The following is a 24,084-nucleotide window of genomic DNA, read 5'->3' as shown; positions in this document are numbered from 1 at the left end:
TTGATGAGCTTGATCCGGGTAACTGCCTCTCGAGCAGTTGATGGCCACCGCCTACATTCCAATCACCAGCGCCCCGCCGGTAAGGCCTGCGCCGGCCGCCGCCAGCAGCAGCTTCTCGCCCCGCCGGATAGGCTTGTCACGGTGGGTGATCGACAGCGACAGAGGAATGGTTGCAGCCGAAGAGTTTCCGTAGTCGGCGATCGTTTTGACGATGCGTTCGTCCTCGATGCCGAGCGACTTGCCGACGGCGTTGAAAATCCGGGCATTTGCCTGGTGCGGCACGAAACGGGCGACGTCTGAACTGGCCAGGCCGGCCGCCGCCAGCGCCTCCAGGGAACAGCGGCTCATCATCTCGACCGCCTTGGCGAAGACTTCGCGGCCGTTCGCAATGGTCATGCGGGTTTCGGCGATGTCGATCTCTTGCGCGAACGGACGGTTGCTGCCGCCGGCGGGGATGTGGATCAAGCCGTAGGCGGAACCGTCCGCGGCAAAGGAGGAGCCGAGGATGCCGATACCGGGATCGATTGCCGGGGCCAGCACCACCGCTCCCGCGGCATCGGCGAACAGCACGGCGCTCGCCCGCTCGGCCGGATTGATCCGACGGCTCAAGATGTTGGCCGCGATGACGATGGCCGGCTTGTTGTGCAGGCGCACAAAGCCGTCGGCGAAGGTCATGGCGTAGACGAAGCCGGCGCAGGCGCCGGCCAGGTCGACCCCGCCGGCCCTTTCGAGGCCGAGCCTGTGCGCCACCAGCGGCGCGCTCGGCGGCAGCAGGTGGTCAGGCGTCGACGTGGCGAGCAGGAGCAGGCCGATCTCTTCGCGGTCGAGACCGGCAGCCTTAAGCGCCATGTCGCCTGCCTTGGCCGCCAGCCCGGATAGTGTGTCGCCTGGCTCCGCCCAGAAACGCGAGCGGATGCCGGTTCGTCCCTCGATCCAGCCCGGGTCCAGACCGAGTTGTTCCTCGATCTCGGCATTGTCGACTTTTCGAGCCGGCACGTGATGGCCAAGGCCTATGATGCGTGCAGTGCGGTTCATCTCTTGTCACCCGCAAGCCCCGCCGCCTCATCGATGGCTGCGTAGAGGCGGTCGAGTTCATCCGATGTCACACAGTATGGCGGCAGCACGTAGATGACGTTGCCGAGCGGTCTTAACAGCATTTCGCGCTCGAGGAAGAAGGCGCGCAGCCTCGGCCCGACCTCGGCCAGATAACCGGCATTGCTGACGCTGAGGTCGAGCGCGGCGACGGTGCCGGTCGTGCGCACATTCTCGAAACGCGCATCCCTCTTGAACCGCGCAATCTTCTGCGCCTGCATCTTCGACAGGGCGGCCACGCGTTCTGCTACCGGCTCATCGTTCCAGATGCCGACATTTGCCAGTGCCGCCGCGCAGGCGATCGGGTTCGCTGTATAGGAACTCGAATGGAAGAAGGTCTTTGTACGATCCGTGGAATAATGCGCGCGAAAAATCGCATCGGTGGCGAGCGTCGCCGCGAGCGGCAGCGAGCCGCCCGTCAGTCCCTTGGAGGTGCACAATATGTCGGGCGCAATTCCCGCCTGTTCGCAGGCGAACATCGTGCCGGTGCGGCCCCAGCCGGTCATGACCTCGTCGGCGATGAAAAGCGTTTCGGAGCGCTCGGCAATGCGTTTGAGTTCAGCAAGAACTGAAGCCGGATACATCCGCATGCCGCCGGCGCCGAGCACCAGCGGCTCGACAATCAACGCGGCAGCCTTGCTGTGGCGCGTGAGCCGTTCGAAGGCATCGAGCGTTTGCTGCTCCCGGCCCGCGGCGGGGAAGGGGATGGCGTCGACCTCGAACAGCAGGGGCTCGTAAGCGGCATTGAAGACGCCACGCGCGCCGACGCTCATCGTCCCGAACGTGTCGCCATGGTAGCTGTCCTCCATGACGACGATGCGGGCGCGCGGGAAGCCATTGTTGCGGTGGAACCCCAGCGCCATTTTCAGCGCCACCTCGACGCTGGTCGAGCCGCTGTCGGAATAGAAGACCCAGTCGAGGCCCGCCGGCGCCATGTCGACCAATGCTGAGGCCAGTCGCTCGGCCGGCTCGTGGCTGAGGCCGGCAAAGATCACCTGATCGAGTGTCTCGGTCGCGTCGCGGATGGCCTCCACGATCTTCGGGTGACGGTGGCCGTGGGTGACGACCCACCAGGAGGAGATCGCATCGAGTATGCGCTTGCCCTCACATGTCTCAACATAGGCGCCTTCGGTGCGCACGATCGTCGGCGGCACCGGCTCGGTGGCATGCTGTGTGAAGGGGTGCCAGACAGCGGAGCGGCTCACTGTGGGATCTCCATGAAGTCGGCGGCGCTGAACGCGGCGCGCATGGCCGCGCAAAGCGCCTCAGGCGTCAGCGGGTCGAGACGCGGCAAGCGGCCAAGCACGCGCACCTTGCCCATCTCGGCGATCGTCCTTTCCGTATCGGCCATCTCCTCGCCGATGAAGGCGATGCCGAGCAGCGGTATGGAGCGGGTGCGCAGGGCCTCGAGCGAAAGCAGGGTGTGGTTGATGGTGCCGAGCGCCGTGCGGGCGCAAAGAATGACCGGCAGCTGCCATTCCTGAAACACATCAACGAACCTGGTCTGCCGATTGAGCGGCACCATCAGCCCGCCGGCGCCTTCGATGATGAGCGGGCCCGTTAACTCCGGAAGCGAGAGCTTTGCTGCCTCGATCGCAACGCCATCGAGTTCGGCCGACCGATGCGGCGACAGAGGCCTCTTCAGACGGTACACTTCCGGCAGGACGCGTCCTGAAGGCAGGTCCGAAAGCCGGGCGACGACCTCGCTGTCGGTCTCCTCATCAAGACCTGATTGAACCGGCTTCCAGTAGAAGCCGTCGAGCAGGCCCGCCAGACCGGCCGCAAACACGGTCTTGCCGATGCCGGTGTCGGTGCCGGTTACGACGACTTGCACGGTCATCGCGCGCGCTCCCATTCCTCGGCAAGCGCATCGAACAGCGCCGAAACATTGTCTTCGCTGACATTCAGCGTCAGCGACACCCGCAGCCTCGCCGTCCCCTCGGGCACAGTTGGCGGGCGGATGCCGCGCACGTCGAAACCGCGCGCCTGCAAAGCCTGCGCCAGCGCCATGGCGCGGGAATTGTCGCCGACGATGATCGGCAGGATCTGCGAACCGCTCGCGGGCAGGCCCAGCTTCCCGGCCCTCTTGCCTGCAAGTGCGACGAGCCTCGCCAGCCGCTCACGGCGCTCTGGCTCATCGGCAATGATATCGAGCGCCGTTGCCGCCGCCACGGCCATCAGCGGCGAGGGCGCGGTGGCGTAGATGAAGGGACGGCAGCGGTTGACGAGATAGTCGCACAGCACGCGTGGCGCGGTGACCAGCGCGCCTGAGGCGCCCAGCGCCTTGCCGCAGGTGTGCAAGACCACGATATTGTCACGGCCTTCAAGGTCGTGCGCGAGCCCGCGCCCGTCCGGGCCCAAGACGCCGGTGGCGTGCGCCTCGTCGACGAACAGGAAGGCATCGTGGCGGTCCGCGACCGCGATCAGTTCGCCAAGCGGCGCCCGGTCGCCGTCCATGCTGTAGAGGCTCTCGACGACGATCCAGGCGTGACCAGCGCCACCTTTCGCGCGCCATGCCCGGATTGCGTCGTCCACGGCGGCCGCATCGTTGTGCGCGGCTTCCGTCATTTCGGCGCGGCCGGTGCGCGCCCCCTCATGCGCGCTGGCATGGGCGAGCTTGTCCAGCACGATCAGGTCGCCCTTCTGCGGCAAGGTGGTGAGCACCGCGAAATTGGCGACATAGCCGCCGCCGAAGAACAGCGCGCGCTCGGCGCCGAAGAATTTTGCTGCCTTGGCTTCCAGCGCCTCGTGTTCGGGATCATTGCCGCGCAACAGCCGCGAGCCTGTCGCCCCGACGGGAGTTCCGGCGGCGAGTGCTGCCGCGACCGCGTCGGCCATGCGCTTCGAGCGTGCGAGGCCGAGATAATCGTTGGAAGCGAAATCGAGCCCCGAACGGCTGCTCAGGGTCCGCAACCGGTTTTTGCGGGCCAGCCCGCGCAGGCCCGCCTCGTAACGCTCGAGCAAGACTCGTCCGTTCACTGGGCTTCGCGCGCAAAAGGTTTGATGCCCAGTCGGCGGAACAAAGCGCTGTCCTTGTCCTCGGCCGGATTTTCGGCGGTCAGCAAGGTATCGCCGACAAAGATGGAGTTGGCGCCCGCGAAAAAGCACAGCGCCTGCATCTCGTCGCTCATCGCCGTGCGGCCGGCCGAGAGCCGTACATGTGATTTCGGCATCATAATGCGGGCAAGCGCGATCGTGCGCACGAATTCGATCGGTTCGATGGGCTCGGCCTCGCCGAGCGGCGTGCCCTCGATCGGGATCAGCATGTTGATCGGCACGCTGTCAGGCGGCTCGGGCAGGTTGGCCAGCGTCAACAGCATGTCGATGCGGTCGGCCTTCTCCTCGCCCATGCCGACGATGCCGCCGCAGCAGACCTTGATGCCGCTGTCGCGGACATTGGCGAGTGTGTCCAGCCTGTCGGCAAAAGTCCGGGTCGAGATGACCTCGCTGTAGTAGCGCTCGGAGGTGTCGATGTTGTGGTTGTAGTAGTCGAGGCCGGCTTGCTTGAGCCGCTGCGCCTGGCCCGGATCGAGCATGCCGAGCGTCATGCAGGTCTCCATGCCGAGCGCCCTCACGCCCTCGACCATGGCGACCACCGCGTCCATGTCGCGCTCCTTGGGACTGCGCCAGGCGGCGCCCATGCAGTAGCGCGTGGCGCCAGCGTCACGCGCCTTTTTGGCCTCGGCGACGACGCGTTCAACCTCCATCAGCTTCGACGCCTTGAGCCCGGACTGGTGATGCGCCGACTGGCTGCAATAGCCGCAATCTTCCGGGCAGCCGCCGGTCTTGATCGAGAGCAGGCGCGACAGCTGCACGCGGTTGGGATCGAAATTCTCGCGATGGACCGTCTGGGCCCGGAAGAGCAGGTCGTTGAAGGGTATGTCATAGAGCGCGCGAGCGTCCGTCAATGTCCAGAGCCGGCGGGTACGTTCGGAACTCATCCGCGATCCTTCCTGCAACGTTGTGTTCCCCTTGTCAAAGAAGCAGCTCTCCTTACGGCATTCTGCTTGGTTTTCCAGTCCCCAATTGCATGACGCCGCACTGTCAAGCTGAGGGCTGCGCGCCCATCTCTCCCGAGCGCAAAACCGTGCGAAAGCACATTAGCGGTCGCTCAATGGGGGGCCGTTCTTCACTTCAATTACAGTCGGCCAAACACATCTGCTCCCGACTGATGCCCCAGCCCAGGCGATTTAGGAAACAGGCCCGACAAAAATGCTCATTGGTTACGGCGTTTGCCCTCCAGAAGGTCGAGGACCGCACGCGCGGCATCCAGGATAGCTGTTCCAGGTCCAAATACAGCGGAAACCCCATGCTCCATCAGGAATTGATAATCTTGGCGCGGTACCACGCCGCCGCAAATGACGATGATGTTCTCCGCGCCTTTGGCCTTGAGTTCATTGACAAGCTGCGGCAGAAGCGTCTTGTGTCCGGCCGCCAGCGAAGACGCACCGATAACATGGACTTTTGTGGCCAGGGCCATGTCGGCAGCTTCTTGCGGCGTCTGGAAAAGTGGTCCAGCCACCACCTCGAAACCAAGATCGCCGAAAGCTGATGCGATCACCTTGGCGCCCCGATCGTGACCATCCTGGCCAAGCTTGGCGACCATCAGTTTCGGGCGTCTGCCGAGTGCCACGGAGACCTGTTCGACGCGAGAGATCATAGTCTCGTATTCCGGCTCATTAACGAAGGCCGCGCCATAAACATTTGAGATCACATCGGGGACAGCCGCATGATCTCCGAAGGCGCGGCGCAGTGTGTCGGAAATCTCCCCCACCGTCGCGCGGGCGCGCGCCGCTTCGACAGCCGCCGTCAGAATATTGCCCTTGCCGCCGGCTGCGGTCATGCCAAGTGCGGCAAGGGCTGCATCCACGCGCTTGGGATCGCGTTGACGCTTTGTCCTTTGAATGCGACTGACCTGCGCCTCGCGCACTGCCGCATTGTCGATGTCCAGGACATCGATTTGGTCTTCAGTCTCGAGGCGATATTTGTTGACGCCAACGATCACCTCGTCGCCACGATCAACCGCCGCCTGGCGCCGGGTGGCAGCCGTCTCAATCAGGCGCTTTGGCAGGCCTTCGATGACGGCCTTGGTCATGCCGCCCATGGCCTCGATCTCCTCGATGAGCGCCCACGCATTCTGCGCCAGTTCGTTCGTGAGGCTCTCGACATAATAAGACCCCGCCAGCGGATCCACGACCTTGGTCACGCCTGTCTCGTGCTGCAGGATCAGTTGCGTGTTGCGTGCGATGCGGGCCGAGAACTCGGTCGGCAGCGCGATCGCTTCGTCGAAGGAATTTGTGTGCAAGCTCTGCGTGCCCCCAAGCACGGCAGCAAGCGCCTCGTATGCGGTACGCACGATGTTGTTGTAAGGATCCTGCTCCTGCAGCGACACGCCGGACGTCTGGCAATGGGTGCGCAGCATTAGCGACGAGGCTTTCTTCGGCTGGAACTCCTCCATGATGCGGGTCCACAGGAGCCGCGCGGCCCGCAGCTTGGCTGCCTCCATGAAGAAGTTCATGCCGACCGCGAAGAAGAAGGAGAGCCGTCCGGCGAACTCGTCGACATCGAGCCCCTTGTTCAGGGCAGCCCGGACATATTCGCGCCCGTCGGCCAGCGTGAAGGCAAGTTCCTGCATCAGTGTCGCCCCGGCCTCCTGCATGTGATAGCCGGAGATCGAGATCGAGTTGAACTTCGGCATCTCCTTCGCAGTATATTCGATGATGTCGGCGACGATCCGCATCGAGGGCTCGGGCGGATAGATGTAGGTATTGCGGACCATGAACTCCTTGAGGATGTCGTTCTGGATGGTCCCGGAAAGCTGCGCCCGCGATACCCCTTGTTCCTCGCCGGCCACGATGAAACTGGCCAGGATCGGTATCACCGCGCCATTCATGGTCATTGATACAGAGACCTTGTCGAGCGGAATGGCGTCGAACAGGATCTTCATGTCCTCGACGGAATCGATCGCCACGCCGGCCTTGCCGACATCTCCCTCGACGCGTGGATGGTCGCTGTCATAGCCGCGGTGGGTTGCAAGGTCGAAGGCCACCGACACGCCTTGCTGACCCGCGGCCAGCGCCTTCCGGTAGAAGGCGTTAGAGGCTTCCGCCGTCGAGAAGCCCGCATATTGCCGGATTGTCCATGGCCGGCCGGCATACATGGTGGCGCGCGGCCCGCGCACAAAGGGCTTAATGCCTGGGAGCGTGTCCAGATGACCGATCCCTTTGACGTCATCGGCCGTGTAGAGGGGCTTGACCCGAATGCCTTCCGGCGTTTCCCACGCGAGCGCGTCGGGCGAGGCTTTCAGCTCTCCTTCGGCGAGACGGCGCCAGTCAGCGAGGTCTGGATCGCTCATCACTCGAATTCCATGATTGGCTCATCGACGGCCATGGTCGCGCCGGCCATAGCGGCGATCCGCTTGACGACGCCCCGCCGCTCGGCGCGCAGCACATTTTCCATCTTCATCGCTTCGACGGTCGCCAGCGACTGGCCGGCCTCGACGGTATCACCTTCGTTAACGGCGATGGCGGTGACCACCCCTGGCATCGGACAGAGCAGCATCTTCGAAATGTCCGGCGGCAGCTTCTTCGGCATCAGTCTCGCAAGTTGCGCCACGCGGGGGCTGCGCACATGGACGATCTCGTCCATGCCGCCCTGGCGCAGCCGCCAGCCGGCGCCGTGGGTGCTGGTCTTCACGCCAACGCGCTTGCCATCGACGATGAACGCCGCATGGCTGCGGCCTGGCAGCCAGTCGCTCGATATGGCATGCGAGAAACCGTCCTCGAAGCTGACGATCACCTTGCCACCCTCCTCACGCGTCGAAAGCGCGAAGGAAAAACCGGCGAGCGTGGCCACCCAGTCGCGGCCAACCTTGCGCGGATGATTGGCCAGAGCTCCGGAAATCAGCACGCCGCGCTTCTGCTGGCGCAGATTCAGGATTGCTGCGACTGCCGCGAGGCTCCGGGCCGCCGCCTCAGTCGGATGCACGCCGGTAAACCCGTCCGGGAATTCTTCGGCTATGAAGGCGGTGGTTAGCCGTCCCTCGCGAAAGCGCTGGTGCTCCATCACCGCCGACAGGAAAGGCAGATTGTGGCCGATACCCTCGACCTCGAAATCGTCGAGCGCTCGTGCCATCGCGTCGATCGCAGTCAGCCGATCAGGAGCCCAGGTGCACAGCTTGGCGATCATCGGATCGTAATACATCGAGATTTCGCCGCCTTCGAAGACGCCGGTATCGTTGCGGACAATAGTGCCGCCCTCGCGCTGGCCTTCGACCGGCGGCTGATAGCGCGTCAGGCGTCCGATCGACGGCAGGAAGCTGCGATAGGGATCCTCGGCATAGAGACGGCTTTCGATCGCCCAGCCGTCGAGACGGACATCTGCTTGCCGCAAGCGAAGCGGTTCGCCGGCAGCGACGCGGATCATCTCCTCGACAAGGTCGACGCCGGTGATCAGTTCGGTCACCGGATGCTCAACCTGCAGCCGCGTGTTCATTTCGAGGAAATAGAATTTGCGGCTGCCATCGACGATGAACTCGACCGTTCCGGCCGAGAAATAGCCGACTGCCTTGGCCAGCGCGACGGCCTGCTCGCCCATCGCTCGCCGTGTCTCGGCGTCGAGGAAGGGCGAAGGCGCTTCCTCGATAACCTTCTGGTTGCGGCGCTGGATCGAGCATTCGCGCTCGCCGAGATAGATCAGATTGCCATGTTGGTCGCCCAGCATCTGGATTTCGATATGGCGCGGCTGGGTGACGAACTTTTCGATGAAAATGCGGTCGTCGCCGAAGGACGACTTCGCCTCGTTCTTCGATGATTGAAAGCCCTCGCGCGCCTCGGTATCGTTCCAGGCGATGCGCATGCCCTTGCCGCCGCCGCCGGCCGACGCCTTGATCATGACCGGATAGCCGATCTCGCCGGCAATCTTGACCGCCTCGTCGGCGTCGGCGATCAGTCCCATATGGCCCGGAACCGTCGACACTCCCGCCGCAGCCGCGATTTTCTTGGAGGTGATCTTGTCCCCCATGGCTTCGATCGCCCGCGGAGGCGGACCGATGAACGCCACGGCTTTGGCTTTCAGCGCTTCGGCGAAATGGGCGTTTTCCGAAAGGAAGCCGTAGCCCGGATGCACTGCGTTGGCTCCCGTCGCGTCGATGGCGTCGAGTATCTTCGCAATCACGATATAGGACTGGCTGGACGGCGCAGGGCCGATATGCACGGCCTCGTCGGCCATCTTGACGTGCAGCGCCTCGCGGTCGGCATCCGAATAGACGGCGACCGTCTTGATACCGAGTTTCTTGGCCGACTTGATGACCCGACAGGCAATCTCGCCACGATTGGCAATGAGGATTTTCTTGAACATCAGGGCCTCATCACAGCGGTATCGTGTCGTGTTTCTTCCACGGCGCGTCGATCTTCTTGCCGCGCAAAGCCGCGAAGGCGCGGGCGATGCGCCTACGTGACGAATGCGGCATGATCACCTCATCGATGAAGCCGCGCTCGGCGGCGACGAACGGGTTAGCGAAGCGCGCCTCGTAATCCTTCGTCCGCGCCGCGATCTTGTCCTTGTCGCCAAGTTCCGAACGGTAAAGGATTTCGGTCGCGCCCTTGGCGCCCATGACGGCGATCTCGGCCGTCGGCCACGCATAGTTGATGTCCGCGCCGATATGCTTCGACGCCATGACGTCGTAGGCGCCGCCATAGGCCTTGCGGGTGATCAGCGTGACCATCGGCACGGTGGCCTGGCCGTAGGCGAACAGCAGCTTCGCCCCATGCTTGATGACCCCGCCATATTCCTGTGCCGTGCCGGGCAGGAAGCCTGGGACGTCCACCAGAGTCAGGATCGGAATGGAGTACGCGTCGCAGAAGCGGACGAACCGCGCCGCTTTGCGCGACGAATCGATGTCCAGGCAGCCGGCCAGCACCATCGGCTGGTTGGCGATGACGCCGACCGTTTGACCCTCGAGGCGCAGGAAGCCGGTTATGATGTTTCGGGCGAAGGCTTCCTGTATCTCGAAGAAATCGCCCTCGTCCGCAACCGCCAGGATCAGTTCGCGCATGTCGTAGGGCTTCGCCGCGCTGTCGGGGATCAGCGTGTCCAGGCGCATCTCCAGCCGCGACGGATCGTCGTGGAAAGGGCGCACCGGCGCCTTCTCGCGGTTGTTGAGCGGCAGGAAGTCGAACAGTCGGCGGATTTCCTCCAGCGCCTCGATATCATTGTCGAACGCTCCGTCGGCGACCGACGACTTCTGCGTATGGGTGCGCGCGCCGCCCAGTTCTTCGGCGGTAACGATCTCGTTGGTGACCGTCTTCACCACGTCCGGTCCAGTCACGAACATGTAGGAGCTGTCGCGCACCATGAAGATGAAGTCGGTCATTGCCGGCGAATACACCGCGCCGCCGGCGCACGGCCCCATGATGACGGAAATCTGCGGCACGACGCCGGACGCATCGACATTGCGCTTGAAGACATCAGCATAGCCGGCCAGCGAATCCACACCCTCCTGGATGCGGGCGCCGCCGCTGTCGTTCAGACCGATCACCGGCGCGCCGTTGCGCACCGCCATGTCCATGATCTTGCAGATTTTCTGGGCATGGGTTTCCGACAGCGAGCCGCCAAGGACGGTGAAGTCTTGGGAAAAGACATAGACGAGCCGCCCGTTGATGGTGCCCCATCCAGTCACCACGCCATCGCCCGCTACCTTCTGAGCGGCCATGCCAAAGTCGGTCGCGCGGTGGGTGACATACATGTCGTATTCCTCGAACGAGCCCTCATCGAGGAGTACGTCCAGTCGTTCCCTGGCGGTCAACTTGCCTTTTGCGTGCTGGGCGTCGATGCGCTTTTGACCGCCGCCGAGGCGGGCCTGCTGGCGGCGGGCCTCGAGTTGTTCAAGAACGGCTCGCATCAGCGCACGGCCTGTGCTGCAAAGACCCGATTTGTCGTTGAGAACCCGATCAGGGCGAGCTGGCTTTTCCTCGAAACGTATGCTGCCGCCGACATTGGCATTCTCCCATAAATTGCGCTTCGCATTAGTTTGTCGGCAACGAGCGCGAAAGCGTTGACCGGGCGTTGATGTGGAATGTATAAAACTGCGAATAGAAAAATGCGAATTTGCAAATGGCCTACGCCAAGCTCTTCATCGGCCGTCGCGTCCGCGAACTGCGAGACGCCAGCAAGGCTACCCAGTCGGCGTTCGCCGAGCGGCTGGGGATCTCGACCAGTTATCTCAATCAAATCGAGAACAACCAGCGACCGGTCTCGGCCGCGGTGCTTCTTGCATTGGCTGAGAAATTCCAGGTCGACATAGCGTCTATCGGCGGTAGCGACGCCGACCGGCTGCTTTCTGTCCTGAGGGAGACCCTCGCTGATCCGGTCTTTGGCCGTCTGACACCGGGCGTGCAGGAACTGAAGCTGATCGCGCAAAATGCGCCCTCGATCGCGCATGCGCTGATCGCCTGCCACCAGGCGTATCGCAGGAACAGCGAACAGCTTGCCAGCTTCGACGACCAGCTGGTCCGCAACAATGCCATGTCGGAGCCGACGCCCTATGAGGAGGTTCGCGATTTTTTCCATTTCGTCGACAACTATATCGACGAGCTCGATCGGGCGGCCGAGCATCTGGCGAAAACCCTTCGTTTGCCCGAGGGCGAGGCGGGGACCGCTTTGTCCCAGTACCTCGAGGAACATCACAAGGTCCGCCTAGCGCGCGCCGGCAACGGCGAACGGGTGGTCAGGTTCTTCGATGCTTCCGCGCGGGTACTTTATCTGAATCCTTATTCGCCGGCGGCCACGCGTAGTTTCCAGATGGCATTTCAGATTGGCGCCTTGGAGCAGCACGGGCAGATCGACGCGCTCATTGAGCGAGCCCGCTTTCGGACCGCAGAAGCTTCAGAAATTTGTCGGATTGGTCTTCTGAACTATTTTGCCGGTGCGCTGATGTTGCCATACCGACCGTTCCTGGTCGCAGCAAAGGAGTTGCGACATGACCTGCACCTCCTGGCGGTCCGTTTCGGCGCCAGCCTCGAACAGGTTGCTCACCGCCTCTCGACGTTGCAAAGGGCTAGACTGAAGGGCGTCCCAGTCTTTTTTGCGCGCATCGACCGTGCTGGCAACATCACCAAGCGTCACAGCGCCTCCAAATTGCAGTTTGCGCGCTATGGCGCGGCATGCCCGTTGTGGAATGCCCACCAGGCCTTCGAATCTCCCGGCCGCATGATCTGTCAGCTGGCGGAGACGCCGGATGGCGTGCGCTATCTCAGCATCGCAACCGAGGTGGTGAAGGCCGAAGGCGGATTTGCCTCTCCTCATCGGCGATACGCCATCGCCCTCGGATGCGAAATTTCCTATGCAGGCGATTTCGTCTATGCGGACCGCATGGATTTCACCAACCGCTCGGCATTCGACCCCATTGGGGTTTCATGTCGCATTTGTGAGCGCATGGATTGCATTCAACGCGCCATCCCGCCCCTTCAGAGCAGAATTACGGTGGATCACAACCGGCGCAGCGAATTGCCGTACACCATTGGCTGATTATCTTAGCGGCCAAGGATTCCGGAGTGTGGAGGGATACCTCACCAGTAGGTATAGCGCGACATATGCGGAACGGCCACGCGGGCAATCGCTTTTTCAGAATTTCATCCAGCGGGATAGGTGCGGTCATATGTCCGGCTTTTCAGCGCGGTCTAAGACCGCTGGCCTCGATGAAATTCGCGATGCGGGGGGCTGATCAATCTGACGCGCTGTAAGCGCATTGTCGCGCCGGCCAATCCGTCTTGGTCGTCGTCCGGCTCAGGCGCGTGCTGCGCCGCTAGCCGCACCAGTCCCGCCCTTGGTGAGCAGCGCCCAGATAATCCTCGCCATCTTGTGCGAGCGCGATCGCGACGACCGCCGCGCTAAAAGGGCAACTAGCCATCGCGGCGCTTTGTCGTTTCCCTTAACGCGCAGCAAGACCGATGTCGCGCCACAAACGAGCAGCGAGCGGAGCGTCGGGTTGCCCATTTTCGATACGCCGCCGAGCCGCGCCTTCCCGCCGCTCGAATGGGCTTTGGCGTCAGTCCCAAGCAGGCGAAGTGACGGCCGGATTTGAACCCGTGGGGATCCGGGATCAGCGCTTTGACGGAAGCCGCGTGATCGCTCCGACGCCCGGAATTTTGGTCAGCCGTCGCATGTCCTCGTCGCGCTTCGCCTCGCCGACGATCCCTCGTTCGAGCTTGTCGATTTGACGCGTCAGCGCCTCGATCTGATCGATGATTTCAGCCAAAGCCAATCGAGCGGCTTTTGGCAGGCAAACGTCCTCCTCGTCCCGCACGATCTCGATCAACGCAGCCACTTTAGCGTGCTGAGGGCGGCAATAACGCCCAACTCCGACAAATGCCCGCGAAGGGTGTTGATCGCCTGAGTTTGCTGGCGGATTAAAAGGGCGCGCGCCCTCAGTACCATGGCCGCCGCTTGTTTATCAGCCGATTTGATCGGAACGAACGCATGGTCTTGCCGGTGACGGCTTCGGTGATCGCTTCGGCGTCGGCGCCTTCCGTTTGCCCATTTTCACGAAGGGCTTCACATAAATCGGCGGGATCAAACGCACGTCGTGACCGAGCGCCGCGATCTCGCGCGCCCAATAATGCGAGCCGCCGCACGCCTCCAAAACCAACCAGACACGGCGGAAGAGAGAGGATTCTCGCCGGGAATCAGGAGTTGAGATGACGAAGAGAAGCCGCCGGACGCATTCACCGGCATTCAATGCGAAGGTGGCGTTGGCCGCGGTAAAGGGGGAGAAGACGCGTTCGTAGCTGGCGCAGCTGTTCAACGTTCACCCGAACCAGATTACGATCTGGAAGAACCAATTGTTCGAAGGCCCCGCTGGCGTGTTCGGGCAGGACAAGGCGGGTTCGAGCGAGGCGCCGGTCGATTTGAAGGCGTTGCACGCCAAGATCGATGAGCTGGCGCTGGGAACGTTTTTTGTCCGGCGCGCTCACGCAAGGCCGGCCTGCTGAGCGCAAAGCGATGATCGACCGCGACCACACTCTGACTGTGGTGCGTCAGGTGAAGGTGCTAAAGCTGGCCCGCAGCACGGTCTACTACAAGCCTCGGCCGGTTTCGGCCGAGGACCCGCGCTGATGCGTCTGTGGCGGCAGCGTTCGCGCGGGGTGCCTTCTTCGCCGGCGATCTAATCGCTGCTTCACTTGATTGGGCGATTCGTTTGCTGCCACGTGACACGGCTACATGAAAGATGCTCCGCGCACTTGAATGCCCGCCGAATTTGCCCGCACGCCCGGTCGCTATTCACAGCTAGCCTATCTGACTAGCGGTCGTCGTGTTCGATAAGTGCGCTACACGATACCCGATCCTGAAGATTTCACACGTCGAAGTGAAATTGAAGACTGGATGGAGGCGATTCCGGGAATTTTGGTCAACGTCCCTGTCAGAAACGTCTCATACTCTTTCAAGCCGGATGTCAAAACTCGAAGGAGATAGTCGTTGTCGCCCGTCATCAGCCAACAGTCGACAACTTCCGGATGCTTCTTGATCTCGGTTTCGAAGGCGACGAGTGCGGAATCGATTTGGCGCTCCAACTTCACTGACATGAAAAGCGCCACTGAAAGACCCAGCTTTTCTTCGTCAAGTGTCACAGCGTAGCCGGTGATGATCCCCTCGGATTCCAATCGGCGCAGGCGTCGTAGGCATGGGGACGGGCTAAGGCCTACCTTCTCGCTCAGCTCTTGGTTCGTGAGCCGAGCATTGGCCTGCAATTCACGCAGCATCCTGCGGTCCATCGAATCTAGCTTGGCAGATGTCATCTGTATTCCGATCATATTGTGGCAGCTTCTGTCGTGAATTTGCCGATTGGGGAGGGAATAGCAAGAAAATAGCGCCAAAGGGACGGTAAAATTGCCAAAGAACAAACTGCAGCGAGAGACGCAGCGAAATGGCCAAGGCAACCCGTGACCCTAAAATGCTTCGCCGACTGGAAAAGAAGACTCTCTGGCTCGCCTGCTGGATGATCGACCAGGCGAACCGGCGCGAGAAGGTGGATGGCGTCAAGGTTGGCGGCCATCAGGCATCGTCAGCCTCGATGGTGTCGCTAATGACGGCACTCTATTTCGACGTGTTGCGGCCACAGGACCGTGTGGCCGTCAAGCCTCACGCCTCACCGGTCTTCCATGCGATCCAATATCTGATGGGAAATCAGACGCTTGAGAAGCTGGAGAACTTCCGCGGCTATCACGGTGCTCAGTCATACCCTAGCCGCACGAAGGATGTGGACGATGTCGATTTCTCGACGGGATCCGTCGGACTCGGTGTCGGGATCACGCCCTTCGCTTCATTGATCCAAGACTATATCGCCGCCAAGGGCTGGAGCGCCACCGGTGATAAACCCGGCCGGATGATCGCGCTAGTCGGCGACGCCGAACTCGATGAGGGCAATGTCTACGAGGCGCTGCAGGAAGGCTGGAAACACGACCTGCGCAATTGCTGGTGGATCATCGACTATAACCGCCAGAGTCTCGACGGGGTCGTGCGTGAGGGTCTCTACGACCGCATTGAAATGGTATTCAAGGCGTTCGGCTGGAATGTCATCACGCTCAAGTACGGTGCATTGCAGCGAGCTGCATTCGAAGAGCCCGGCGGCGAGGCACTGAAGGAATGGATCGACGCCTGTCCCAACCAGCTCTATTCGGCGCTGTTGTTCCAAGGCGGTGCTGCTTGGCGCAAGCGCCTGTTCGACGATCTCGCCGACCAAGGCAAGGTGAGTGCGCTGATCGAGCGTCGTTCCGACAACGAGCTGTCGGAGCTGATGAATAATCTCGGCGGGCACTGCCTAGAGACTCTGACCGAAACCTTCAACGGAATCGATCACGACCGTCCGACCGCCTTCATCGCCTACACTGTAAAGGGCTATGGTACGCCGCTCGCCGGCCACAAGGACAATCATTCCGGGCTGATGACCTCTGCACAGATGCAGGCCTTTCAGGAGCAGATGAAGGTCCGGTCGGCTCGCGAATGGGAGCGCTTTGAGGGGCTGGATGGCTCTGCGGAAGAGATCCAGGCCTTCCTCGGATCGGTGCCGTTCTTTGCAAAGGGCCGGCGACGCTACCGCGCGGAACGCGTCGACATTCCGCAGGCCGTTGCCATAAGCCCTGCCGCAGTGCGCGACGAAATTTCGACCCAGGCCGCCTTCGGCCGTATTCTCGACGCGATCGGCAAATCCGACAGCGATCTCGCCGCCCGCATTGTCACGACCTCGCCAGACGTGACGGTTTCGACCAATCTCGGCCCGTGGGTCAATCGCCGCCGACTGTTCGCACGTCAGGAGTTCACTGACATCTTCCGAGACCAGCGCATCCCGAGCGCCCAGAAGTGGGATTTCTCGCCTAAGGGCCAGCACATCGAGCTCGGCATCGCCGAGATGAACCTGTTCCTATTGTTGGGCGCGGCAGGGCTTTCCCATTCCCTGTTCGGCGAGCGGCTACTGCCGATCGGTACGCTTTACGATCCTTTCGTGTCGCGCGGCTTGGATGCTTTGAACTATGGGTGTTACCAGGATGCCCGCTTCATCGTCGTCGGCACGCCGTCTGGCGTTTCGCTTTCCAGCGAGGGCGGTGCGCATCAGTCGATCGCTCAGCCGCTGATCGGCATGAGCCAGGACGGGTTGGCGAGCTTTGAGCCGGCCTTCGCCGACGAACTTGCTATCATCATGGCGTGGGCCTTTGACTACCTGCAGCGTGAAGGGGAGGGCGATCCCGACGAGCGCACATGGCTGCGCGACGAAACCGGCGGCTCGGTTTACCTGCGCCTCAGCACCCGCCAGATTGAGCAGCCGGGCCGCAAACCGAACACCTGTTTCGCCCAAGAGGTGATCGATGGGGCGACCTGGCTGAAAGAACCCGGCTCCAATGCCGATCTCATCATTGCCTATCAGGGTACGATCGGAACCGAGGCCATTGCAGCGGCAGGCATGCTAGCTGACAGGCGGCGCGACATCGGCGTCCTGTCAATCACCTCGGCCGATCGCCTTAATGCCGGTTGGCAAGCCGCCCAGCGCGAACGTGCCCGTGGCAATCTGGATGCACTGAGCCACGTTGAGCGCCTACTAGGCAAATTGCCGCGCCATTGCAGGATTGTCACCGTCATTGACGGCCACCCGGCAACGCTCTCATGGCTGGGTGGCGTGATGGGTCACAAAACGATCAGTCTTGGGGTAGAGCATTTCGGTCAAACGGGCTCGGTGAGCGACCTTTACCGGCATTACGGGATCGATGCAGTATCTATCGCCGACACGGCGTCTAGTCTGACAAATGGGAAGTCCTAATGCGTTCCTGAAATGAAAGCCGGGAAAATTGGTAAAAATGAGGTCTTTTCGCAGCCTATTCGGTAAGCTGCTGCAGACATGACTGCACTTCGGTTTCTGAGGAGCCGGTCTTGTTCAAGGGCCGTTATTTCGAGCACCGTGTTCATCCTACCGGCCTGCGCTGGTACCTTGCCGACAATCGACCGCTCGACCGGATTGACGCGCTCGGCCGGAGGGCCGGAGACGGGGGCAACGACCTCGCTGTCGGGCTCATCGTCGAGACCTGACTGAACTGGTTTCCAGTAGAAGCCGTCGAGTAGGCCAGCTAACCCGGCCGAAAACACAGTCTTGCCGATACCGATGTCGGTGCCAGTCACGACGACCTTTACTGTCATGGCGTGCGCTCCCATTCCTCGCCAAGCACCTAGAACAGTGCCGAGACGTCGGCCTCGCCGACACTCAGCCGCTCACGGCGCTCTGGCCCGTCGTTAATGATATCGAGCGCCGTTGCAGCCGCCACGGCCATCGGCGGCGAGGGCGCGGTGGCGTAGATGAAGGGCTGGCAGCGATTGACGAGATAGTCGCACAGCGCGCGTGAGGCCCCCAACGCCTTGCCGCAGGTTTGCACAACCCATTGTCGCGGCCTTCGAGGTCATGCGCGAGCCCACGCCCGTCGGGTCGAGATGATCCCGCTGTAGTAGCGCTCGGAGGTGTCGATGTTGTGGTTGTAGTAGTCGAGGCCGGCCTGCTTGAGCCGCTGCGCCTGGCCCGGGTCGAGCATGCCGAGCGTCATGCAGGTTTCCATGCCGAGCGCCCTTACGCCCTCGACCATGGCAACCACCGTCTCCATGTCGCGCTCCTTGGGACTGCGCCAGGCGGCGCCCATGCAGTAGCGCGTGGCGCCAGTGTCACGCGCCTTCCTGGCTTCGGCGACGACGCGTTCAACCTCCATCAGTTTCGACGCTTTGAGCCCGGACTGATGATGCGAGGACTGGCTGCAATAGCCGCAATCTTCCGGGCAGCCGCCGGTCTTGATCGAGAGCAGGCGCGACAGCTGCACGCGGTTGGGATCGAAATTCTCGCGATGGACCGTTTGGGCCCGGAAGAGCAGGTCGTTGAATGGTAGGTCGTGGACCGTCTGGGCTTCCTCTCGCGTCCAGGGCGGAAGCGCCCAACCGATTGGGTCCGAGGTCAGGTCCGGGGTGAGTTCGGGCTTGATATCCACCTTGTCCTCCAAAATCATCTGTCCTTGACCAGAAGCGTTGCAGGGTTGCTGGTCGACAAGCCTGTGCAGCGAGAAGTGCCCCATATGGAGGCGCGATTACCGGTTTCATTCAAAACAGAAGGCCCTGGCTGCTGCCGGCAATGGCTCAACCCACGTCTCGTCAGCGCGGGCCGCTGCATCCATTGTTTCGCCTCGAGCGCAGGAACGCTCCCTTCTGATTGCGTCGCAGGATTCGGTGAAGGCGACGTCCAGCAGATAACCGAGCAATTCCAGCCCGTGAGAGGCGGCCATCTGGCGCAGTTCGTCGAGCCGGCAGACGATAACGCCAAGTGCTTCGCCGCGGGCTTTTGTTAGTTCATTCTCCGTCATCTCTCCCCCTCGCCAATCTGGATCGTCGCCTGGCAGCCCGCACCCTTGCATGGAGGCACCTGCAGGAGTGGTGCTGGCCAGCTTGCCACTCGCCCATTCCCGGCAAGAGCGGATCATGTCCGCCCCATCAGTTCAGACGCCTGCCGCAGTTGGCACCCACCGGCACATCCATTCCGATATCGAGGATCGGCGCGCTGTGGGTCAGCCAGCCAACCGAGATAAGGTCGACGCCAGTCGACGCTATTGCCGCGGCGCTCGCCAGCGTTACCCGACCGGAAGCTTCCGTGATCGCGCGGCCGCCGACCAGCGCGACAGCCTGAGCAAGCTCCTCGACCGACATGTTGTCGAGGAGCACGGCGTCGACGCCCACTTGCAGCGCCATCTCGAGCTGGTCCAGCGTGTCGACTTCGACCTCGATCTTGACCATGTGGCCTATGGCGCCGCGCGCCCGCTCGATCGCGGTACGAATGTCGCCCGCAATGGCAATATGGTTGTCCTTGATAAGCACGGCGTCGTCGAGCGCGAAACGGTGATTGGCGCCGCCTCCGGCACGTACGGCATATTTTTCCAGGACACGCAGGCCGGGCGTCGTCTTTCTAGTGCACACGATCTTTGTGTTATGACCGCGCACCGCATCGACGAGCGCAGCTGTTGCGGTGGCAATGCCGCTCAGCCTGGAGAGGAAATTGAGCGCCGTCCGCTCGGCCGCCAGCAGGCTGCGCGCCGGTCCGCTGACATTCGCGATGGTTTCCCCGGCCGAAACTTTGCCGCCCTCGGGACACCGCAACTGTATGCTGATGCCAGGATCGACGAGCAGGAAAGCAAACATGACCAGATCAAGCCCGGCAACGACGCCAGCCTGCCTGGCGTTCAGTGCAAACGTCGCTTTGCAGTCGGCGGGGATGATTGCGTCGCTCGTGATGTCGCCGGCTCTGCCCAAGTCCTCCAGCAGTGCGCTGCGCACGATGGGTTCCATGATGATCTGGGGAAGCGGTGCAAGTGAAGTCATATCAAAAGCTCCGTTCGGATGCTTGCCAGCTGAGCGCGACGGCATTCTCAAAGGCTGTGCAGAGCGTCAGTCGCGAGGGGAGGGCGGCAGCATCGCGCCCGGGGAAATCGGATCGGTAATGCGAGCCGCGGCTCTCCTCCCGCCGAAGCGCCGCAATCGCGATCAACATCGCCACCAGTGCCGGGTCGGCCGACGCCGTCTCACCAACGGCGATCGGCAGCAGAGCCGCCACGGCGTGGCGCAGCAACTTGCCGTTACGGACGATGCCAAGCGCATTCGAGACGGGTTGGCGCATAGGTGAAGGGTCCGGTCGTACTGGAACGATTGCGGGAAGCCTGGGCCACTGCCAGCCGGCGCAAGTGCCACCGACGCTTGCCGCTACCCACGCGGCGGTCGCAACGGCTTCGGTCAGAGAGTTGCTGGCCAGCCGGTTGGCGCCGTGCAGGCCGGTACATGCAACCTCGCCGCACGCCCACAAGCCGGCAACAGAGCTGCGGCCCTCGGCATCCACGGCCACGCCACCCATGTGATAGTGCGCGGCCGGGCGTACCGGGATCGGCTCGACGGCCGGATCGATACCGGCGTGCCTACAAGCCGCGTCGATCGTTGGAAAGCGTTTTGCGAATTTCGGGCCGAGGCATTGCCGGGCATCGAGATAGACACGATGTCCCGCGGTGAGCTGACAGGAGATGGCCCGCGCGACCACGTCACGCGATGCGAGCTCGGCGCCGGGCGTATCGGCAAGGAAGCGCTGACCGTGTTCGTCGACGAGCACCGCACCTTCGCCGCGCACGGCTTCGCTCACAAGCGGCATTGGACGGCGTGGGCTGTCGAGGGCGGTCGGATGGAACTGCACGAATTCGAGATCGGCAAGCTCCGCGCCGGCGCAGGCGGCCAGCGCCAACCCGTGCCCGAAGGAGCCAAGCGGATTCGTCGTATCGCTAAAGAGGCCACCGATGCCGCCGGTCGCAAGCACCACACGCCGCGTAGGCAATGCGAACGCGCCGCCGGGCAGGATAGCCAACAGGCCCACAATGCTGCCTTCTGCAACGATCAGGCGAAGGGCCGTCATCCCTTCCAGGATTGTGATCGAACGGGTTCGCCGCGCTACGGCGAGGAGCGTGCGGAACAACTCACGGCCGGTGGCGTCGCCGGCGGCGTGCACGATCCGGCGGCGCGAATGCGCCGCTTCCAGGCCGAGCCGCAACTTCCCATCCGTCGAGCGGTCGAAAGCAACGCCAAGACGAATGAGGTTCTCGATCGCTCGAGGTGCAGCCTCAATCACCCGCCTGGCCATTAGTTCGTCGCAATATCCGTCGCCGGCAGCGAGCGTATCGGCGAGGTGGAGTTCCGAGGCGTCGTCCTCGCCGAGGCTGGCTGCGAGGCCGCCTTGGGCGAGGGTGCTCGAAGCTTCGGTCCCGAGCGGGGCTCTGGAGAGAAGAACGACCGGCTGTGGTGCCATATGAATCGCCGTCATGAGCCCGGCGAGGCCAGCGCCGATAATGATCGGTGCCCCGCCAATGTCATGGATATCCGGTGTCATACGAAAAGCATGCGCTCGACAGCCCAACGGGCTCGCTCGGCAACATCGGGATCGATCATGACGATGTGACGGTTTTCTTCGAGCGCGCTGCGGATGTTACGAAGCGTGATACGCTTCATGTGTGGGCACAGGTTGCAGGGGCGTACGAACTCGATTTCGGGATGTTCGACGGCAATGTTGTCGCTCATCGAGCACTCCGTCATGAGCATCACACGCGCTGGCTTGTGCTGGCCGACGTAGTCCGACATCGCCGCCGTCGAGCCCGCGAAGTCTGCCACCGCAACGACCTCCGGTGGACATTCAGGGTGAGCAAGCACCGTCACGCCTGGATAGGCCTCGCGCAGTTCCTGAATGTCGGACGCCGTGAAGCGCTCATGCACCTCGCAACGTCCCGTCCAGGCGATGATCTCGACTTTTGTCTGCGCCGCGATGTTTCTCGCCAGATATTCGTCGGGCAGCATGATCACGCGAGGCGCGCCGAGCGACTTCACCACTGCCAGCGCGTTCCCCGAAGTGCAGCAGATGTCGGACTCAGCCTTCACGGCGGCCGACGTATTTACATAGGTGACAACCGGAACACCCGGATAACGCTCTCGCATCAACCGCACGTCCTGTGCCGTGATCGAGTCGGCCAGCGAGCAGCCGGCACCGAGATCTGGAATGAGCACTGTCTTGTCGGGATTGAGCAGCTTGGCCGTCTCGGCCATGAAATGCACGCCTGCGAGCACGATGACTTGCGCCTCGACCGTCATTGCCTTGCGAGCGAGCGCCAGGCTGTCGCCGACGATGTCGGCAACGCAATGGAATATCTCCGGCGTCTGGTAATTGTGCGCCAGGATGACCGCGTTGCGCTCACGCTTCAGCGCCAGGATGGCATCGATGTCGTCGCTGAAGGCCGGCCATTCGATCGACGGAATTACGCGGCTGACGCGATCGTACAGGGAGGCGGCCGCAGGTAACGCCCGGGTCATCGGCGCCTCCGATTATAGTCATTCTGGTTATAAGGGGGATATATCTACGCCGACTATAAGGAGTCAACCCCGTGTTTGCGGCAATTTTGTCCCAGCTATAACCGTCTCATCGAGAACGGCATGACGGAAGCGATAAAGCTTCGCCGGCCTCCCGCCGGTTTCGGTGGTGGTCTCGCCGGTTTCCTCGACCAGTTCCTGCTGCTCGATCAGGCGGCGGAAATTCGGCTTGTTAACGAGCCTGCCGGCGAGCGCCTCCACGGTTCGCTGCAGTTGTAGAAGCGTGAAAACCGGCGCCATCAGCTCGAACACGACGGGCCTGTATTTGATTTTGGAGCGCAGCCGCGCAATGCCGGTTGCAAGGATCCTGCGATGATCGGCGACCATCGATCTGCCCGGCATTGGGGCGAGGGCGCCCTCATGTCCGCCGCGAGCCGCCTCTTCAACCAGCTCCGACTCATAGAGCAGCTCATAGCGTTGGAGCACCAGCTCCTCGTTCCAGCCCCGATCGTCGAAGCCGAAGGCGACTGCTGCCCGCCGGCGGCGCTCGCGACGCGCCTCGCCCTCTGGCAGGCCTTGCGCCCATTCAATCAGGCGTGGGCGCAGAACATCCAGCACCACCGGCGGCGTGCCGGAGCGATGGTCCTCCCAGGGGAAGTAATCGTACCAGCTCCCCCAGCACGGCTTGGCCGAGGCGATGGCATATTCTTTCCGGGTGAGAGCGAGATAGCTGATCGAAATCACACGCTGCTGGTCTTCGGCGGCGATTCTGTCGCGGTCGGCGAAAGTGTAGAGCTGCTCGATGTAACCCAGCGGCTGACCGGTTTGCTGTTCGACCCATGCCCGAAGGCCCGATTGCAGCGAGCGGTGATCGAACTCGAACGGGCCCGACGGAAGTGCATTGGCCTGCCCGATGGTGAGAATGCAAGGGTCCCCTTCAGTGACGGCGACCACGACAGCGATCAGATCCGCCTTGATCTCGCTGGCCTTGCGTCCGGCGCGGCCTTTTCTGGTATCTTTCGCCTTGGCGTTCATGTTCCCGGATTTTGTTGGTACGGCTGCAGTATCGCAAGCTCAATCGATTTAATGAACTCTTATCTGTCCGCGCGTCAACATTACGGCTCGTGGATTTTAGTTTCGCAGCTGCACAGGCTTGCGCCAAACGCGACACCCGCGAGGGGTAACGCAGAGGAAGGAAGATCGAGGTGGCCGGTGACACAAAAGCGATCCGATCGCCCATCAACGAGCGCGTCGGCATGGTACTCGATGGCCAAACCGTCGAACCTGGGGGCGGAACAAGGGCAGTGCGAAATCGTATGGGCCTTGTCAACCAGAGGCAGCTACCGCCGATCTGATAACGATTCCGCCATCTGGGCTTCGGCGCATCTGTCGTCCGATAGCTGCGCGCAAGACGTCAGGCAATTGCCGTGCCGGCACTCGTGACCACAGTGTCCGAACAATTCAAAGACGGTGAGCGACGTGTCCCCAACATAGTCTTGCCGCTGCAAGCGAATACGGCCGCGGCAGGACCATTTCGATGCTCGCCGGCATTGTGATCTATGGCCCGACATTCCGCCGTCGTTTACGTGTTGT

19 protein-coding genes and 5 pseudogenes are annotated in these 24,084 nt (G+C 62.3%); 3 read left to right on the top strand and 21 right to left on the bottom strand.

The features are described from left to right. Window positions 1–51: 51 nt before the first annotated feature. From HGP13_RS36685 to HGP13_RS36650, 8 genes are all read right to left on the bottom strand, one after another. Window positions 52–1,035, bottom strand: a complete 984-nt coding sequence (locus HGP13_RS36685; protein WP_172235117.1) for a beta-ketoacyl-ACP synthase III — start codon at window positions 1,033–1,035, stop codon at window positions 52–54. Beyond that, window positions 1,032–2,297, bottom strand: coding sequence for an adenosylmethionine--8-amino-7-oxononanoate transaminase (locus HGP13_RS36680; RefSeq protein WP_172235116.1), 1,266 nt, complete (start codon window positions 2,295–2,297; stop codon window positions 1,032–1,034). The genes HGP13_RS36685 and HGP13_RS36680 overlap by 4 nt, the downstream gene beginning before the upstream one ends. Next, window positions 2,294–2,932: a dethiobiotin synthase gene (gene bioD / locus HGP13_RS36675; protein WP_172235115.1), complete on the bottom strand. Its 639-nt coding sequence runs from the start codon at window positions 2,930–2,932 to the stop codon at window positions 2,294–2,296. The genes HGP13_RS36680 and bioD overlap by 4 nt, the downstream gene beginning before the upstream one ends. Next, window positions 2,929–4,071, bottom strand: a complete 1,143-nt coding sequence (locus HGP13_RS36670) for an 8-amino-7-oxononanoate synthase (protein WP_172235114.1) — start codon at window positions 4,069–4,071, stop codon at window positions 2,929–2,931. The genes bioD and HGP13_RS36670 overlap by 4 nt, the downstream gene beginning before the upstream one ends. Continuing rightward, window positions 4,068–5,033, bottom strand: a complete 966-nt coding sequence (gene bioB, locus HGP13_RS36665; RefSeq protein ID WP_172235113.1) for a biotin synthase BioB — start codon at window positions 5,031–5,033, stop codon at window positions 4,068–4,070. The genes HGP13_RS36670 and bioB overlap by 4 nt, the downstream gene beginning before the upstream one ends. A 275-nt stretch (window positions 5,034–5,308) precedes the next feature. After that, entirely contained in the window at window positions 5,309–7,447 is a 2,139-nt protein-coding gene (scpA, locus tag HGP13_RS36660; protein WP_172235112.1) for a methylmalonyl-CoA mutase, read from the bottom strand. Then, entirely contained in the window at window positions 7,447–9,450 is a 2,004-nt protein-coding gene (locus HGP13_RS36655) for an acetyl/propionyl/methylcrotonyl-CoA carboxylase subunit alpha (protein ID WP_172235111.1), read from the bottom strand. Before HGP13_RS36655 ends, scpA begins: the two co-directional genes overlap by 1 nt. A 10-nt stretch (window positions 9,451–9,460) precedes the next feature. Then, window positions 9,461–10,993, bottom strand: coding sequence for an acyl-CoA carboxylase subunit beta (locus HGP13_RS36650; RefSeq protein WP_172235110.1), 1,533 nt, complete (start codon window positions 10,991–10,993; stop codon window positions 9,461–9,463). A 212-nt stretch (window positions 10,994–11,205) separates the two neighbouring features. Between HGP13_RS36650 and HGP13_RS36645 the strand changes: the two genes are divergently transcribed. Then, entirely contained in the window at window positions 11,206–12,618 is a 1,413-nt protein-coding gene (locus HGP13_RS36645; protein WP_172235109.1) for a helix-turn-helix transcriptional regulator, read from the top strand. A gap of 258 nt (window positions 12,619–12,876) precedes the next feature. Here HGP13_RS36645 and HGP13_RS38460 read toward each other — a convergent pair whose 3' ends face one another. The 3 genes from HGP13_RS38460 to HGP13_RS38450 form a co-directional block, all read right to left on the bottom strand. Further along, window positions 12,877–13,152: a transposase gene (locus HGP13_RS38460; RefSeq protein WP_246707534.1), complete on the bottom strand. Its 276-nt coding sequence runs from the start codon at window positions 13,150–13,152 to the stop codon at window positions 12,877–12,879. A 40-nt stretch (window positions 13,153–13,192) separates the two neighbouring features. Then, window positions 13,193–13,408 carry a hypothetical protein gene (locus HGP13_RS38455; RefSeq protein ID WP_246707533.1) on the bottom strand — a complete coding sequence of 72 codons (216 nt, stop codon included), beginning with the start codon at window positions 13,406–13,408 and terminating at the stop codon, window positions 13,193–13,195. A gap of 135 nt (window positions 13,409–13,543) precedes the next feature. Continuing rightward, window positions 13,544–13,894: a hypothetical protein gene (locus HGP13_RS38450; RefSeq protein ID WP_246707541.1), complete on the bottom strand. Its 351-nt coding sequence runs from the start codon at window positions 13,892–13,894 to the stop codon at window positions 13,544–13,546. On the opposite strand from HGP13_RS38450, the pseudogene HGP13_RS36635 reads away from it, so the two are divergent. After that, window positions 13,788–14,196 (top strand): annotated as a pseudogene (locus HGP13_RS36635) (transposase); the annotation flags it as partial. The gene HGP13_RS38450 and the pseudogene HGP13_RS36635 sit on opposite strands and share 107 nt — an antisense overlap. A 221-nt stretch (window positions 14,197–14,417) precedes the next feature. On the opposite strand, the gene HGP13_RS36630 reads toward HGP13_RS36635, so the two are convergent. Beyond that, window positions 14,418–14,885, bottom strand: a complete 468-nt coding sequence (locus HGP13_RS36630) for an Lrp/AsnC family transcriptional regulator (RefSeq protein ID WP_172235108.1) — start codon at window positions 14,883–14,885, stop codon at window positions 14,418–14,420. Between the two features lie 128 nt (window positions 14,886–15,013). Here HGP13_RS36630 and HGP13_RS36625 point away from each other — a divergent pair, with 128 nt between their 5' ends. Continuing rightward, the gene (locus tag HGP13_RS36625) at window positions 15,014–17,398 is read left to right on the top strand and encodes a 1-deoxy-D-xylulose-5-phosphate synthase N-terminal domain-containing protein (RefSeq protein ID WP_172235107.1); all 2,385 of its coding nucleotides are present in this window, start codon (window positions 15,014–15,016) and stop codon (window positions 17,396–17,398) included. A gap of 197 nt (window positions 17,399–17,595) precedes the next feature. On the opposite strand, the pseudogene HGP13_RS36620 reads toward HGP13_RS36625, so the two are convergent. The 9 genes and pseudogenes from HGP13_RS36620 to HGP13_RS38445 form a co-directional block, all read right to left on the bottom strand. Continuing rightward, window positions 17,596–17,772 (bottom strand): annotated as a pseudogene (locus HGP13_RS36620) (AAA family ATPase); the annotation flags it as partial. Between the two features lie 65 nt (window positions 17,773–17,837). After that, a pseudogene (locus tag HGP13_RS36615) lies at window positions 17,838–18,055 on the bottom strand (8-amino-7-oxononanoate synthase); the annotation flags it as partial. Beyond that, window positions 18,051–18,620 (bottom strand): annotated as a pseudogene (locus HGP13_RS36610) (radical SAM protein); the annotation flags it as partial. The pseudogenes HGP13_RS36615 and HGP13_RS36610, both read right to left, overlap by 5 nt. Window positions 18,621–18,707: 87 nt before the next feature. Next, window positions 18,708–18,971, bottom strand: a complete 264-nt coding sequence (locus HGP13_RS36605; RefSeq protein WP_172235106.1) for a hypothetical protein — start codon at window positions 18,969–18,971, stop codon at window positions 18,708–18,710. 127 nt (window positions 18,972–19,098) lie between these two features. After that, entirely contained in the window at window positions 19,099–19,980 is an 882-nt protein-coding gene (nadC, locus tag HGP13_RS36600; protein WP_172235241.1) for a carboxylating nicotinate-nucleotide diphosphorylase, read from the bottom strand. Between the two features lies 1 nt (window position 19,981). Next, window positions 19,982–21,523: an L-aspartate oxidase gene (locus tag HGP13_RS36595; RefSeq protein WP_172235105.1), complete on the bottom strand. Its 1,542-nt coding sequence runs from the start codon at window positions 21,521–21,523 to the stop codon at window positions 19,982–19,984. Then, window positions 21,520–22,494, bottom strand: coding sequence for a quinolinate synthase NadA (gene nadA / locus HGP13_RS36590; protein ID WP_172235104.1), 975 nt, complete (start codon window positions 22,492–22,494; stop codon window positions 21,520–21,522). Before nadA ends, HGP13_RS36595 begins: the two co-directional genes overlap by 4 nt. Window positions 22,495–22,557: 63 nt before the next feature. Beyond that, window positions 22,558–23,526: a hypothetical protein gene (locus HGP13_RS36585; RefSeq protein ID WP_172235103.1), complete on the bottom strand. Its 969-nt coding sequence runs from the start codon at window positions 23,524–23,526 to the stop codon at window positions 22,558–22,560. Window positions 23,527–23,817: 291 nt separating this feature from the next. After that, a pseudogene (locus tag HGP13_RS38445) lies at window positions 23,818–23,949 on the bottom strand (IS1595 family transposase); the annotation flags it as partial. Window positions 23,950–24,084 lie beyond the last annotated feature (135 nt).

This window comes from Mesorhizobium sp. NZP2077 (genome assembly GCF_013170805.1).
Lineage (GTDB): Bacteria > Pseudomonadota > Alphaproteobacteria > Rhizobiales > Rhizobiaceae > Mesorhizobium.
This window is presented reverse-complemented; position numbering and strand designations above follow the sequence as displayed.